The 14,618-nt window shown below is 68.5% G+C and carries 15 protein-coding genes; 2 read left to right on the top strand and 13 right to left on the bottom strand.

Translation table 11 applies throughout. The features are described from left to right. Positions 1 to 9 precede the first annotated feature (9 nt). Positions 10 to 696, top strand: coding sequence for a demethylmenaquinone methyltransferase (locus U0R18_RS12710; RefSeq protein ID WP_526368809.1), 687 nt, complete (start codon positions 10 to 12; stop codon positions 694 to 696). Here U0R18_RS12710 and U0R18_RS12715 read toward each other — a convergent pair. From U0R18_RS12715 to U0R18_RS12770, 12 genes are read right to left on the bottom strand one after another with little or no spacing between them, the layout of a single operon-like run. Then, positions 686 to 1,423, bottom strand: coding sequence for an oxygenase MpaB family protein (locus U0R18_RS12715; RefSeq protein WP_526369511.1), 738 nt, complete (start codon positions 1,421 to 1,423; stop codon positions 686 to 688). The two genes, U0R18_RS12710 and U0R18_RS12715, sit on opposite strands and share 11 nt — an antisense overlap. Continuing rightward, on the bottom strand, positions 1,390 to 2,301 hold the full coding sequence (locus U0R18_RS12720) for an oxygenase MpaB family protein (protein WP_526368811.1): 912 nt from the start codon (positions 2,299 to 2,301) through the stop codon (positions 1,390 to 1,392). The genes U0R18_RS12715 and U0R18_RS12720 overlap by 34 nt, the downstream gene beginning before the upstream one ends. 26 nt (positions 2,302 to 2,327) lie before the next feature. Beyond that, positions 2,328 to 2,891: an Rv1363c family protein gene (locus U0R18_RS12725; RefSeq protein ID WP_526368813.1), complete on the bottom strand. Its 564-nt coding sequence runs from the start codon at positions 2,889 to 2,891 to the stop codon at positions 2,328 to 2,330. Beyond that, the gene (locus U0R18_RS12730) at positions 2,878 to 4,092 is read right to left on the bottom strand and encodes an MCE family protein (protein ID WP_526368815.1); all 1,215 of its coding nucleotides are present in this window, start codon (positions 4,090 to 4,092) and stop codon (positions 2,878 to 2,880) included. Before U0R18_RS12730 ends, U0R18_RS12725 begins: the two co-directional genes overlap by 14 nt. After that, complete coding sequence (locus tag U0R18_RS12735) at positions 4,089 to 5,171, bottom strand: MlaD family protein (RefSeq protein WP_526368817.1); 1,083 nt, start codon at positions 5,169 to 5,171, stop codon at positions 4,089 to 4,091. The genes U0R18_RS12730 and U0R18_RS12735 overlap by 4 nt, the downstream gene beginning before the upstream one ends. Positions 5,172 to 5,176: 5 nt before the next feature. Next, on the bottom strand, positions 5,177 to 6,298 hold the full coding sequence (locus U0R18_RS12740; protein ID WP_526368820.1) for an MCE family protein: 1,122 nt from the start codon (positions 6,296 to 6,298) through the stop codon (positions 5,177 to 5,179). Beyond that, entirely contained in the window at positions 6,295 to 7,350 is a 1,056-nt protein-coding gene (locus tag U0R18_RS12745; RefSeq protein WP_526368822.1) for an MCE family protein, read from the bottom strand. Before U0R18_RS12745 ends, U0R18_RS12740 begins: the two co-directional genes overlap by 4 nt. Next, the gene (locus tag U0R18_RS12750; RefSeq protein ID WP_526368824.1) at positions 7,347 to 7,526 is read right to left on the bottom strand and encodes a hypothetical protein; all 180 of its coding nucleotides are present in this window, start codon (positions 7,524 to 7,526) and stop codon (positions 7,347 to 7,349) included. Before U0R18_RS12750 ends, U0R18_RS12745 begins: the two co-directional genes overlap by 4 nt. Continuing rightward, positions 7,526 to 8,572 (bottom strand): MCE family protein, encoded by a 1,047-nt coding sequence (locus tag U0R18_RS12755; RefSeq protein ID WP_526368826.1) that lies wholly within the window; start codon positions 8,570 to 8,572, stop codon positions 7,526 to 7,528. The genes U0R18_RS12750 and U0R18_RS12755 overlap by 1 nt, the downstream gene beginning before the upstream one ends. After that, complete coding sequence (locus tag U0R18_RS12760) at positions 8,569 to 9,963, bottom strand: MCE family protein (protein ID WP_526368828.1); 1,395 nt, start codon at positions 9,961 to 9,963, stop codon at positions 8,569 to 8,571. Before U0R18_RS12760 ends, U0R18_RS12755 begins: the two co-directional genes overlap by 4 nt. Continuing rightward, positions 9,963 to 10,832 carry an MlaE family ABC transporter permease gene (locus U0R18_RS12765; protein WP_526368830.1) on the bottom strand — a complete coding sequence of 290 codons (870 nt, stop codon included), beginning with the start codon at positions 10,830 to 10,832 and terminating at the stop codon, positions 9,963 to 9,965. Before U0R18_RS12765 ends, U0R18_RS12760 begins: the two co-directional genes overlap by 1 nt. Further along, positions 10,829 to 11,641, bottom strand: a complete 813-nt coding sequence (locus U0R18_RS12770) for an MlaE family ABC transporter permease (RefSeq protein WP_526368832.1) — start codon at positions 11,639 to 11,641, stop codon at positions 10,829 to 10,831. Before U0R18_RS12770 ends, U0R18_RS12765 begins: the two co-directional genes overlap by 4 nt. A gap of 496 nt (positions 11,642 to 12,137) precedes the next feature. Between U0R18_RS12770 and U0R18_RS12775 the strand changes: the two genes are divergently transcribed. After that, positions 12,138 to 13,373 (top strand): TetR/AcrR family transcriptional regulator, encoded by a 1,236-nt coding sequence (locus U0R18_RS12775; protein ID WP_526368834.1) that lies wholly within the window; start codon positions 12,138 to 12,140, stop codon positions 13,371 to 13,373. Here the strand turns inward: U0R18_RS12775 and menJ are convergent. Next, complete coding sequence (gene menJ / locus U0R18_RS12780) at positions 13,366 to 14,598, bottom strand: menaquinone reductase MenJ (protein ID WP_526368836.1); 1,233 nt, start codon at positions 14,596 to 14,598, stop codon at positions 13,366 to 13,368. The genes U0R18_RS12775 and menJ overlap by 8 nt on opposite strands. Positions 14,599 to 14,618 lie beyond the last annotated feature (20 nt).

Consider the following 14,618-nt stretch of genomic DNA (forward strand, 5'->3'; position numbering starts at 1 on the left):
GTCAACCCGGTGAGCCGCGCGACGCTGGACAAGGACCCGCACGAGGTGGCGTCGATGTTCGACGCCGTGGCCGAGCGTTACGACATCACCAACACGGTGCTCTCGGCCGGACAGGACCGGTACTGGCGGCGGGCCACCCGGTCGGCCCTGGGGGTCGGGCCGGGGGACAAGGTGCTGGATCTGGCGGCCGGTACCGCGGTGTCGACGGTCGAGCTGGCCAGGTCGGGCGCCTGGTGCGTGGCCTGCGACTTCTCGGTCGGCATGCTGAGGGCCGGTGCGCACCGCCCGGTTCCCAAGGTGGCCGGCGACGCGACCAAGCTGCCGTTCGGCGATGCCGTGTTCGACGCCGTGACCATCAGCTTCGGGCTCCGCAACGTCGTCGACACCGTCGGCGGGCTGCAGGAGATGGCGCGGGTCACCCGGCCCGGCGGGCGGCTCGTGGTCTGCGAGTTCTCCACACCGACGGTGCCGGTGTTCTCGACGGTCTACAAGGAGTACCTGATGCGGGCGCTGCCGGCGCTGGCGCGCGTGGTCTCGAGCGATCCGGAATCCTACGAGTACCTGGCCGAGTCCATCCGGGCGTGGCCGGATCAGGCCGCGCTGGCCGGACTCATGGGCCGGGCCGGTTGGTCGCAGGTGCGTTGGCGCAATCTGACCGGTGGGATCGTCGCTCTGCACGCCGCGGTCAAAGAGTGAGCACCCGACAGGTGTAGCTGAACAGCCGCAGCGATCGGGTGTCGCGCCGGCTCACGTCGATGCCGGCCAGTTCCCGCGCGTAGGGGTGTTGCATGGCCCGGATCGCGCGCCGCGGCACCACGCGCGGCCACCAGTCCGACGGGTCGAGGATCTCGTCGCGATACCGCTCGAAATGCGGACCGGGCCGCAGCTCGGTCCGACAGCAGTCGTCGAAGTATTCGGTGAACTCCGGCCAGCTCTCGGGCATGGGCCGCGCCGAGATCCCGTAGCGTCGGTACCAGTCGCAGCAGCCCCGGTACAGGGTGGTGCGCCGGTTGTCGTCCAGCGGCGCGATGAACGTCTCGACCATGCCGAACAGCGTCTCGACGTAGGTCGCGTGCACGAAGTGGAACAGGTCGGGTTGCAGCGCATGATATTTGGACCCGTCTTCCGTCACGCCGGTGACATGCTCGTGGGAGAACCGGATTGCGGGCCGCATGTCCCGGTCGGAGTGGGCGATCTCGATCGCCTGGGTCACCGCCCGCTGCTTGTGCAGCCAGATCCGGTCCCGGTGCAGCGCATGCTGGTCGATGCCGGCGGCGATGCCCGGATGCAGCATCTGCAGCGTCACTGCCCGCGGCAGCATGAACAGAAAACGTCTGTCCCCGAGGAACTTTCGCAGCAGCTCCTGCGCGTCGGGGTCGGATGCCGGGGTCAGATCAGTGGCTTCTTGTGCTTCAGCCGCCAGCGCAGGTCGGTCATCAGCACGGTGTAGTTGTGCGTCCGGACGAACTTGGGCAGGAACCGGTTGACGAAGGACACGAACAGGAACAGGTGCTCGAAGCGGCGCTGGTCGGTCGCCGACCACTCGAGCCCGAGGTTGTCGCGGAACACCGGTGCCAGGAATCCGATCGTCAGGAACCGCAGCAGCGGGGCCAGAATGATCCGCGGCACGATGTTGATCATCTTCAGATCCACGATGTACAGCAGGAATTCGCGGATGTGGTCGTCCATCTGGATCCGTCCGCAGGCGGTGTTCCAGTACACCTCGAAGTCGGCGCGGGTGGCCGGCCACTGCTCCTCGAGCACCTGCAGCGTGGTCCCCAGCGGCATGGCGCTGCGATAGAACGTCTCGGCCTGATCCTCGGTCATCTTCCCGTGCAGCAGCTGGTAGGTGTCCTCGTAGAAGATGAACAGGCAGGCGGCCACCCACAGCTGGAGTTCGCGGTTGAACGCGTTGTACTTGACCGGGCTCTCGTCGGTGGATCGAACCTGCCGGTGCGCGACATTCACCGCGTCCCGGTATGCGGCGCGTTCCTCGTCGGTGCCCAGGATCGCCACCGCCATGTACTGCGCGGTGGTGCGCAGCCGCTTCCACGGATGGTGGACGAGTGAACCGGAGTGCACCCGGCTCTCCGCGACGCCGTAACCGACCTCGGGCCAGCTGAGTTGCATGATCACGTTGGCGGCCGAACCGGCCGCCGACCAGAAGTCCAGCGCGTCGGTCACGTCCACCGACTTGCTGCTCCAGCTGGGGGTGCGCTGGTTGATGGTGATCCGGGTCTGCTCGGCGGTCAGCCGGGGTTCCGAGTCGACGTCGTGGGCATCCAGGTACTGAGCGGTCATGATCGTGCTTCCTCTCGGGTGTCGGGTCAGACTGTTTCGACGTTGTCCACCGACCAGTCGTCGCCGGTGCGAACCAGCGTCACGACCATTCGGTAGCGCTGTTGATTGCCCTTGGGGACAGTGACATTGGTGACCTGCTGGTCGACGTAGCCGATGACGGTCGCGGAGTGCTCGTCGAGCTGCTGCACCGCGATGTGGTCGGCCGTCGCGGTCGCCACTCCCTTGCCGGTCACGACGATGTCACGCAGGGCGCCCACCATCTCGTCGTACTTCTTGGCGAACTCCGGGGTGGACGCCTTGGTGATGTCGGCCTTGTTGGCCTCCAGGTTCCGGTAGTCGAACGACGCCATCGCGACCAGGTAGTCGCGAGTGGTGTCCACCGCCTGCGCGTGCAGGCGGTGCAGTTCGCTCTGCTGGTAGAGCGTGTACCCGAGGGCCACGCCGATGGCCAGCAGGCCGGCCGTCAGGGCGGCGGTCACGATCCGCCGCAGCCGGCCGCGGTGTGGCGCGGGCTGGTCCGCAGGATCGGCGACGGGCTCCTCGGTCGCCTCGCCGGTTTCGATCAGGGTCAGCAGTTCATCGAGGGACATCTTTGCCTTTCAGGATCATTCGCCACTTGTAGATCACTTCGGCCAGGGTGGGGATCTTGACCGGGTCGGCGACCACCGGGGGACCGACGACCCCGCCGGGGTCCTTCGAGTTCTGCATCCCCAGGTCGTTGGGCCGGGGTGCGTTGACCGCGCCCCGCATCTGCATGTCCGGCGCGGGCGGGCAGTACCGCACCAGGTTCGGCTCGACCGGGGTGAGGTCGCCGATCGCCCGCCGGTCGATGTCGTGGGTGCACACCGGGCCCTGGGTGGCGACCAGTGAGAAGTCCGCCCGGTCGTTCTTGACGATCGAGGCCAATGCGTTGAGCCCGTAGGGAATCGCGGTCAGCCCGGTGTCCAGTGAATCGGTGCGGTCGCCGATGATCGGGGCCACCGTCGCCAGGTTGGCCAGGGTCGCGCCGAAGGTGTCCCGGTAGGTGTCCATCACCCGGCGAACCGAGGCCAGGGTGGCCGGCGAGTGGTCGGTCAGATAGAGGAAGACCGGCGCGGAAGCGTCGAGTTGCTCGGTGAACCGGGCAGAGGCGTTCATGCCGCGCTGGAAGCTGTCGCGCTGCGCGGCCATCGTGGTGACCAACGCGGTGGTGCCGTCGATCAACGGTTGCAGTTGGCCGAGCCGCTCGTGCATCCGGCGGGAGATGGTGGAGCCGTTGTCGATCAGGGTGGCCAGGCTGGGTCCCAGGCCCGAGAAGGACGCCGACAGTTCGTCGGAGACTTCGCCGACCGCGCGGGAGTCGATGCCGCGCACCAGGTTTGCGGCGTCGAGCATGACGCGGTCCATCTGGACGGGCTGGCGGTCGGCCGGCGCTGCGAGGGCGTCGCCGGATTCCAGGAAGGGCGCGCCGTCGGACTGGGGCAGGATGTCGACGCTCTGGATACCGGCGGCGGTGCCCATGCCGACCGTCATGATCGAGTCGCGCGGGATGCGGGTGCCGGGGTGGATCGCCAGGGTGATCACGGCGTGCCCGTCGGGGGACAGCCGAACCGTGTCGACGGCGCCGACCTCCACTCCGCGGACCGTCACGCTGGTGCCCTTGTTGAGGCCGAACGCGTCGGTCATGCTGGCGCGCAACGTCATCGGCGTGGACAGGCCCGCCGGACCGGCGACGAACCGGACCCCGAACGGGATCACCACGGCGGCGATCACCAGGAACATCAGGACCTGGACGACGACGAGGCGCTTCACCGCAGGCCTCCGGAGAGGAATCCGTCGAGTGCGTCCTGGCCGTTGATCGGGGTGCCGTTGACCAGCAGGCCGCCGGTGACCAGTTTGTCGAGGGTGCCGGGGATGTCCAGCGCACCGTTGAACACCATGTAGTCGCCGTGGATCGAGGTGTCGATACGGCCCAGGAAGGTGGACATGGTGGACAACGTGTCCTTCAACCGGTCGTTGTAGGTGCCCAGGGTCCGGATCACCGTGCCGGCGTCCCGGACCAGCTGGGCCGGGTTGGCAGCCGAATCAGCCTCGGAGAAGACGGAATTGGCGGTCGCGGCGAGCGCGGTGGTGGAGGCCAGCAGGGTCTGCAGCTTGGCCCGCTGGATGTCGAGCATCGCGACCAACCGGGGCAGGGCGTCGAGGTATCCGTCGACGGTGTGCTGTGCGCGGGCCAGCTGTGTGCTGATGTCGGAGGCCTGTGCCAGCGCCTCGTCGAATTCGCTCTGGTGATCCCGGGCCTTGCCGGTGAGCAGCGACACCGCGTCGACCAGACCGCGGATCTTCCCGCTGCGCCCGCCGAATGCCTTGTCCAGTTCGGTCACGATGGTAGCCAGTTGGTCGACGCCGCTGCGCGACATCAGCGCGCCGAAGGTCGCCAGGGCCGATTCGATCTGCGGTCCGAGTTCGGTGCGGTCCGGGGGGATGACGTCGCCGTCGCGCAACACCCGCGGGTCCGCGCCGTCGGGTTCGTTGGGCGCGGAGAGCCGGACGAACGGATTACCCAGTGCCGAAGGCAGTTCCACGCTGGCTCTGGTGTCGGCGGGCAACATGCTGTCCTGGCGGACCGACAGCCTGATCGAGGCGCCGTAGGAGGCGAGCTTCATCCCGCTGACCCGCCCGACCACCTTCTGGCCGGTCCGGACATCGGCCCCGATGGTGATGCCCTCGGCGGTGGGCAGGATGACGGTGACCGCCATGGTCCGGCCCTGCGCGGACCGGCCCACCGGCAGATCCTGCAGACCGAGGTCGGATGCGGCCCACAGTCCGGTCGCGGTCGCGGCCACCACGCCGAGCACCGCCGCCGCGGTCCGAGAGGGAAGGAGTTTCATCGTGATCACCTGGGGTGGTGTGGATTCGGCGGGGGAAGGACACCGGTGACGGCGCTGACGATACCGAGCGGATCGGAACGGCTCAGCGGGTACGAGACGGGGTTGACGATGCCGATCCCGGAGCAGATCGGCCAGCCGGTGCGTTCACAGAAGTTCTCCGCCGCCGCGAACTGCGTCAGCGCGGACGACACATTCAGCCTGATCCGGCCACGGCGGTCCGGGCCGATGGTGGCGCCCAGGTTCTGCATCATCAGCGGGACCAGGTCCATGAATTCGGCCAGGTCCGGTTGATGCCTGGTCAGGACGTCGCCGACGGCGTTCAGGTTCTCGGCGATGGCGCCGAGGTTGTCGCCGTGTTGGGTAACCACCGAGTTGACCTGGTCCAGAACGGTTTTCAGGTCGTTGACGGAGCTGGTGATGTCCAGGTTCTGATCGGCCCAGGAATCGCCGAGGGCGCCCAGGTCGTCGACCAGCTGGGTCAGTGACACCTGGCGCTCGTTGAACGCCGCCATCATCTTCGTCAGGTTGTCCACGATGGCGTCGATGTCGTCGGCCCGGGCGCCCAGCACGCCGGTGGCCGAGCTGAGACTCCGCACAGCGGCGTTGAACTGGGCACCCTGGCCCCGCCACTGGTCGGCCCCGCGCCGCAGCAGCGCCGACAGGTCGCCCTGTTCGGAACCGAGCGACGAGGTGAGCGCGTTGAGGCTGCCCAGCATGGTGTCGAAGGTGATGGGTGCGTGGGTCCGATCGGCCGGAATGACCTGTCCGCCGGTCAGTGTCGGGCCGGCGCCGGAGTAGGCCGGACCCAGGTCGACACTGCGGTCGCTGATCAGCGCCGGGCTCATGACGTAGGCCTGGACGTCGACGGGCAACCGGATCCCTTCGGGGACCGACATGCTGATGCGCACGGTGGTGCCCCGCGCTTCGACGGCGGTGACGCGGCCCACCGGCACCCCGAGAATGCTGACCTTGCTGCCGCGGTAGATGCCGTTGACGTAGTTGAAGTCGGCGGCGAACGTGGTGGCCCGGTCGGTCCGGCCGAACACGTACCACGCGGTTGCGCCGATGAACAGCAACATGACCGCCGAGATCACCACGGCGCGCCGAACCCGGCTGCCGGCCCTCATCGGCACTCCCGCTGAATGTTCAGGACGCACAGCAGGTTGTCCGGCATGACCAGGCTGGGCGAGTTGACGTCGGCCCAGTTGCCGTTGCCCGTGGCGTTGGTGACCGCGCGGATCGCCGGCGGCAGCTTGGTCAGGGTCTGGTCGATGCGGTCGACGTTGGCCTTCAGGGTGGCGGTGACCGCGCCCAGTTGGGTGACGACGTCGGAGAAATCCTGGCCCTTGGCGCTGTAGACCGAGGCCAGCTGGTGCAGCACGGCGGTCAGGTTGGTGACGATCTGCCCGAGTTCGGCCCGCCGGGCCGCCAGGGCGGAGACGATGTGGGCGGCATTGCCGGCGGTGGCCGCCAAGGTGTCGTTCTGGCGCACCAGCATGTCGGTCAGCGACCGGGAGATCCGCAGCAGCTCGTCGATCTTTCCGCCGTTCTGCGCGAATACGCCCGTGGCACTGCTGATTCCGGCCAGCGCGGTCCGCAGATCGGTGTTGTCGTCGGGAATGGCCTCATTGACGGTACGCATGGCCGCGGTCAGCGCCTGCTGGTCGACGCCCGCGGCGGCGTTCTCGGCCTTGCGGCCCACTTCGTCCAGGCTGTAGGGCACGGTGGTGCGCGCCAACGGGATAACGGTGCCGGAGTCGGGAACGCCGGCGGGCATGACGTCGAGGAACCGCTTGCCCAGCAGCGTGCGCAGCCGCACCGTGGCGGTGGTCCGGTTACCCAGCTGCTGGGCGTTGTCCAGCCGGAAGCCGATCCGGACGTGGTCGCCGGCCAGGTCGATGGTTCCGATCTGGCCCGCCGGAACGCCGGCCACATAGACCGGGTCGCCCGGGGTCAGTCCGCTGGCATTGGCCATCTCGGCGACGTACGCCCCGGTGCGGGCCTGGTAGGCGACCCGCGGTGCCCCGACGGCGATCAGCAGAACGGCGATCAGGGCGATCGACCCGACGACGCCCAGCGCCATCGGCGCCGACGGGTTGTGCCGGCGCTGTTTGGAGAACAGGAACATCACCGCACTCACGGCGACGTCGATCGCTTTCACCAGCCACATGAGGATCATCGCGGGATCGCCCCCCAGGCCAGCAGCAGAATCATCCCGCACACCGCGAACAGGGCGCCGGTCAGCACCAGCATCACGACGAGAGGGGAGCCAGCACCACGTTCTTCGGCGGGTGAACTGAGCGTGACGATCGCGCCAACGATGCGGTCGATGAACCGGACCACGAGCATCAACATCACAGGCACACCTCCGAATGACGGTGGCCGAAGATGTTGGCCTCGTGCTTGGCGATCTTGAGGGTGAAGTTGCACAGGTAGAGGCTGACGAATCCGCCGTAGCTGGTGGATCGGTTGATGGCGTCGGCGAAGGGGGGCAATTTGTCGATCAGCGCCTGGAATTCGGCGTTGTCACCCTGCCAGGTGCCGAGCATCGACTTCAGGTCGGTGATCGCGTCGCCGTAGGACGTGCCGGACTGGCTGACGGTGGCCGCCAGCGTCGCCAGTGCGGCGTTGCCCTGGTCGAGGAGCAGGTCCAGCTGCCCGTCCGGACCGTTGACGGTGGCGGCCAGGCGCTGCAGGCCGGCCAGCATCTCGTCCAGTTGCGGCTGGCGGGTGTCGACCGAACGCATCATCTTCGACAGGTTGTCCACCAGGGTGTTGAAGATGCCCTGGTTGTGGTCCATAGCGGTGGTCATCGTCGCAATCTGTGCCAATAGTGTTGTCACCGTTTGGGTTTGGCCACTGAACGTTTCGACGAACCCGCGGGTCAGGGTGTTCACCTGGGCCGGCTCGAGTGCGTCGAACAGCGGCTTGAAACCGTTGAACAGTGCGGTCAGGTCCACCGCCGGGGCGGTCCGGGCCAACGGGATGACCGCACCGGAGGCCAGGCGCTTCGGTTTGTCGCCGGTGGACACGGTGATGATCCCCCCGCTCGGATCGGACAGGGCGACGTAGCGCGCCCCGAGCATGTCGCCGTAGCGCACCGCGGCGGTGACATCCGCGGACAGGGTCAGCCGCGACGTGAGTTGTAGGCCGACGTCGGCGCGTGCGGTGCCATTCCCGTTGTCGGCGAAGCGGATCGACGAGACGCGACCGATGCGCACGCCGTCCATCAGCACCGGGTTGCCCACGTTGAGGCCCTCGACGCTGCTGAACTGCGCGAGGTAACCGGTGGTCGCGCCGCGGACGGGGACCGACAGCGTGTTGACCACGAACAGCGCGCACATCACGCCGACGGCACAGAACATCCCGGCCTTGGCCCAGGCGTGCCAGGTGAGCTTCATGAGACGTGCACCTGCGCGCCCCGCACCAGCGGTCCGAGCATCATGACCGTGGCGATGGCCGGGCGGTCGGCGTCCTGCGGGCCGGGCCCGCCACGCAGGATCTCGTTCTGCAGCAGGGCCAGTGCGTGGCCCTCGTCGGCGCCACCGACGATCGCCGAGGCGCCGTGGGCCTCGGCCGGGAACTGCGGATCCGTCGGTCCCGCGGGCACCGGGTCGGCCGGGGCCGGACCAGCGCCGCGCGGCTGACCGTCGGGGAACGGCGCGAAGATCGGCGGCGCCAGCGGATCGACCCCGGCGGGCACGGGAACGTCCAGCGGGAAGGCGGGCAGCGGATGCGTCGGATCGGAATCCGCGCAGTGCGCGCCATAGGTCCTGCCGTACACCGGGCAGTCGGCCGCGCTGTAGGGCATCGGGCCGGCGAACGTCGCCACCGCGGTGATGTTGAACTTGCCGGTGGAGAAACTGCGGGATCCCGCGTCGCCGAACGCTTTCGCGCCGGACAGGGTGTCGACCAGGCCCTGGGGATTGGTGGCGGTGGTGGCCAGGATCTTGCCCGCGGCGTCGACGACGGTGATCATCTGCTCGCGGTGGTCGGCGAAGAACCCGGTGAAGACGGAGCCCAGTGCGGCGAGTTCGTCGAGCATCCCGGACAGCCCCGCGCGATCGGCGAGCATGTGGTCGGACACCGAGGTGGCCGCCGACAGGGTGCTGATGATGTCGGGGGTCGCGGAGTGCAACGCGGTCATCACGTCGCGGAACTGCGGGGTGGAATCCAGGAACGCGGCCGCCGACGGGGTCAGCGTGTCCGCGACGTCGCTGAGGTTGTCGATGGTGGCGCCGATGTCCTGGCCACGATCAAGCAGGGCCTGGCTCAGCGCCGTCAGCGCGGTCTGCATCTTCTCCGGCTTGATCTGCGAGAAGATGGCGACGACCTTGGTGAACACGTCGTAGAGCGCCATGGCGTCGGCGCTCTGGTCGATCGAGATCTTGGCCCCCGGTGCCAGCGCCCGGGTGTCGCGGCCGGCCTGCCCGTCGTTGAGCTGCAGGTAGACGTCACCGAAGAAGGTGCGCGGAACAACCCGTGCCACAACGGATTCCGGAATCAGGGCCAGGTCCTGCTTGTCGATGGCCAGTCGCACCATCGACGTTCTGGTGCCCGACTCGATATCGGCGATCCGGCCGATGTTGACCCCGTGGTAGCGCACCGGCGCCGAGGTGGTGATCAGACCGGCCGACGCCGGGATACCGACGAAGACGTCGGCCACCGGATCGAGGTTGCCCGAGGCGCGGCCGACGAGCCCCGCGGCGACCACGCCGGCTGCCCCGACCGCGACCAGTCCCCGTAGCGCCAATATCGGCCGGGCCGGAGGCAACGGCCTGCGGCGCGCCATCACACACCCATCCCGGGGATCTCGGGAACCAGGCCCCACAGCGCGAAGGTCAGCAGGACGTCGAGGACGCCCACGGCCAGGATCGCGGTTCGCAGCGCCCGGCCCGCCGCCTGCCCCACGCCCGCCGGACCGCCGGATGCGAAGTACCCGTAGGTACAGTGCACCAGCGCGACGACGACGGCGAACACCACCGCCTTGAGCATCGAGTAGGCCAGGTCGCGCGGGCCGAGGGCGAGGTGGAAGAAGAAGTCATAGGTGCCCGCCGACGCGCCGTTGAAGAACACCACGACGGTGCGGGTGGACAGATAGCTGGCCAATAGCCCGATCATGTAGATCGGGACGACGCAGACCAGCGCCGCCAGTACCCGGGTGCCGACCAGGAAGGGCACCGACTGGATGCCCATCGTGTCCAGCGCGTCGATCTCGTCGGAGATGCGCATGGCGCCGATCTGGGCGGTGAATCCCGTTCCGACCTTGGCGGCCAACGCAATTGCCACCACGACGGGCGCCAGCTCGCGGGTGTTGGCGATGGCCGCCAGCATGCCGGACATGGTGTTCATGCCGACCAGGTCCAGCCCGCGCTGGGTTTCGACGCCGAGCATCATCGCCGCGGCCAGTGACATCGCGAACACGATCCCGATGGTGCCGCCGCCGGACAGCAGGGAGCTGGTGCCGAAGGTGACCTCGCCGATCTGGCCGACGGTGTGTCGGCGGTAGCGCACCAGCGCGTGCGGCAGTGAGGCGAACACCTTGACGTAGAAGCTGACGTGCTGGCCCACGGTCGCCAGCCCGTCGTAGGCGGTCATGGCCGGCCGGGCCAGCCGGTGGAAGCGCGCCGGGGCGCTGGGTCGTGCGGCCAGGGCGGTCATCGGTAGTTCCCCACCGCGGGCACCACCACCGTGTAGAGCGCCGACAGGATCGTGTTGAGGACGAACACCAGCGCAAAGGCCAGGACCACGGCTTCGTTCACCGAATCGGCGACTCCGCGTGGGCCGCCCTTGGTGTGCAGCCCCTTGAAGGTGGCGACCAGCGTGGCGGTCAGGCCGAACAAGGCGGCCTTGACCAGTGCCATGACGAAGTCGGAAACCCGGCCGTACTGACTGAAGGTGGCCAGGAAGGTTCCGGCCGGCAGATGCTGCACGGAGATGTGGTACAGGTAGCAGGCCAGGACCCCGCCGAAGGTGACCATGGCGCACAACGCGACCGACACGACCACGGCGGCCACCAGACGCGGTGCCACCAGGCGTTCGACCAGATCGAGTCCCATCACCTCCATGGCGTCGACCTCTTCGCGAATCTTGCGCGATCCCAGGTCCGTACAGATCGCCGAGCCGGCGACTCCGGCCATCATCAGTGCGCACACGAGCGCGGCGGCCTGGCCGACGATGATGAACGCCACGACGGCGCCGGAATAGCCGCCGGCGCCGATGCGGCCCGCGAGCTCGCCCACCGATACCGCGATGAACACACCGATGGGCATCATCAGCAGCAGTGACGGCCCGGTGCAGACCCGGCCGATGAACAGCGTCTGGGTGACGACCTCGTAGAGCGACAGGCGCCGGGTCAGCGTCGCGACGACGGTGCCGACCAAGGCCTGGACCGAGAACCCCAGGATGTAGCCGGCCTGGACCATCAGATCGCGCAGCGGCCCTCGGGATGCCGGAAGTTCGTACGTCATGTCTTCGTTCCTGTCGACTGCGCCGGGGGCAGTGCCACGCTGCAGTCGCCCCCGGCTCGGTGTGGAGCATGTCACAGTGAGCCGTTCCGTCGCAAGCATTAAGTTAATCCTCATTCTCATCGTTGGCGCGGAATTGCCAACCCGTCCCGTGCCCGGCAAACTCGAGAAATATGTTGTTGTTCAGTCAGATACGAGTCGATGACCAGACCACGCAAAGGCATAGCAGTGATGAATGATTCTCATTTTGGAGCAGATGGCGCGCGGTCGGCCGGCGGGGATCGCCGATGCCCCGTGCCGATTACGCGGGCCGCAGTTCGCCGGGCCTCGTGCTCGCGGAACAACACCGCTCGCCGAACCCGGCCGGGTAGTTGTCGCCGGGCCTCGTGCTCGCGGAACAACACCGCTCGCCGAACCCGGCGGGGTAGTTGTCGCCGGGCCTCGTGCTCGCGGAACAACACCGCTCGCCGAACCCGGCGGTTGCGTTACGGTGTCGGATATGCCCCGGGATGACCGTTCGCCGGCGGGTGCGGTGAAGCGTCGCCCGAAGGATCGCAAGGCGCAGATCGCCCGCGCGTCGGCAAACGCGTTCAGCGCGATGGGTTATCACGCGGTGAGCATGGAGGACATCGCCCGCGCGGTCGGCATCTCGGCGGCCGCGCTGTACCGGCACTCGTCGAGCAAGTACGAGTTGTTCCGCGATGCGGTGCTCTCGCTGGGCCAGCAGTTGGTGGATTGCACGGCGCTGGCCGATAGCGCCGATGCCGACAATACGGACCCCGCTGCGCTGCTCGACGAACTCGTGGACGCGCTGATCGACACCGCGATGGCCAACCGCACATCCGGTGGTCTGTACCGCTGGGAGGGCCGGTATCTGCACGGCGACGACCAGGCCACGCTGATGGCCCAGGTCAAGCTCGTCAACCGCCGGCTGCAGCGACCGTTGACGCAGCTCCGCCCGGGCCTGACCTCCCGCGACCGCTGGACCCTGTCCGCGGCCACCCTGTCGGTCATCGGCAGCATCGCCGACCACCGGGCCCGAATGTCCGCCTCCGAGATCCGTTCGGTGTTGCGGGACTTGGCATTTGCGATCCTGACCGCCGAACTGCCCGCCGGAGTCACGGCATCGGCGCCGGCGGAGGACGTCCACCCCCTGCCCGACGCGGGACGATACGAGGCGCTGCTGCGGGCGTCCATGACGTTGTTCAACGAACGCGGCTACCGGGAGACCGGTATGGAGGACATTGCCGCCGTGGTGGGTATGCCCGCCTCGGGCATCTACCGGTACTTCGGCGGCAAGGCCGACATCCTGGCGGCGGCCTTCCACCGCGCGGCCGACCGGGTCTCCGGCGATGTCGCCGAAATCGTTGCCGCAGAACCGGATCCGGAGCAGGCGATCATCGGGCTGATCGCGGCGTACGTGGCGCGATCGTTCGACGATCCGGCGCTGGCCTACGTCTACTACACCGAACGGGCCAACCTGCCCACGGCCGATCAGGCGATCCTGCGCAACATCCAGCGGTCCACCGTCGCGGCCTGGGTCCGGCTGCTGGTGGCTGCCCGTCCGGAACTGGGCGTCACGCAGGCCCGGTTCGCGGTGCACGCCGCTCTGGCGCTGGTGGTCGACATCGGCCGGCTCGTCCAGTACGACAACACCGAGGAATCGCGTGCCTGCGTGCGGCGCATGATGGAGGCCACGGTCCTGGGTCAGCGCGCGGCGGTACCGCTCAGCTGAACGGCTTGCGCCGGTCCAGCTTTCGCGATCCCGTCCCCGCCGTGCGCCACACCCGCGCGACCCAGTCGGCGTCGTCGTCGGTCACCAGGTTGGCCATCACCCGGACGGCGATGTTCATCAGCCGGGGGGAGCGCATCGCGACCGGACCCGCCATCGGCAGGAACCGCGGGATCGTCAGCAACAGCGCGAGCCGGCGTGCCACCGAGAAACATCGGCCGTAGTGATCCTGCAGGACGGTCGGCCACACGGTCGTCAGATCGCGGCGGTCGAGCAACTCGACCGCCAGCCGGCCGGACTCCAGCCCGTAGTCGATGCCCTCGCCGTTGAGCGGGTTGACACAACCGGCGGCGTCGCCGATCAGCATCCAATTCGGGCCCGCCACTCCGGACACCGCGCCGCCCATCGGCAGCAGCGCCGACGCCACCGCGCGGGGTGCGCCCTCGAACCCCCACGCGTCGCGTTTCAGGTCGGTGTAGTGCCTGATCAAGGGCTTGAGCGCGACGTCGGCGGGCCGCTTGGCGGTGGCCAGCGCGCCGACGCCGATGTTCACCTCGCCATTGCCCAGCGGGAAGATCCAGCCGTAGCCCGGCAGTACCTCGCCGTCGACGGACCGCAGTTCCAGGTCCGAGGAGATCCACGGTTCGCTCGCCCGCGGCGAGGCCAGATACCCGCGGGCGGCCACCCCGTACACGGTCTCCTGATGCCACTGCCGGCCCAGTCGGCGGCCCAGCGTCGAGCGGGCGCCGTCGGCGACGATCAAGGTCCGACACCGCACCACCGATCCGTCGGCGAGCACCACGGCGGTCACCCGTCCCGACGAATCATGTTCGGTGTCAACCGCTTTGGATCCCAGACACATCCGGGCGCCGGCGTCCTCGGCGACCCGGCGGATCCGGTCGTCGAGTTCGGTGCGCGGCGCTGCCGACCCGGCCGCGGGAAAGGACGGACCCGGCCAGCGGACCTCGATGTCGGCACCGAACCCGCTCATCCGCAGACCATCGTGCCGGATGTGCTCGTCGAGCCACGGACCCAGTCCCAGCAGTTGCAGTTCGGCCACCGCCCGCGGTGTCAGACCGTCACCGCAGGTCTTGTCCCGCGGGAACGTGGTGCTGTCGATCAGGAGCACATCCCGACCGCGCCGGGCCGCCCAGGCGGCTGCCGCCGAACCGGCCGGTCCGGCGCCGACGACCGCGAGGTCGACTGTGCTGGTCTGCTGAGGGCGCATGTCGCACAGTATGTTGGACC

The organism is Mycobacterium sp. (assembly GCF_046330795.1).
Taxonomy (GTDB): domain Bacteria; phylum Actinomycetota; class Actinomycetes; order Mycobacteriales; family Mycobacteriaceae; genus Mycobacterium.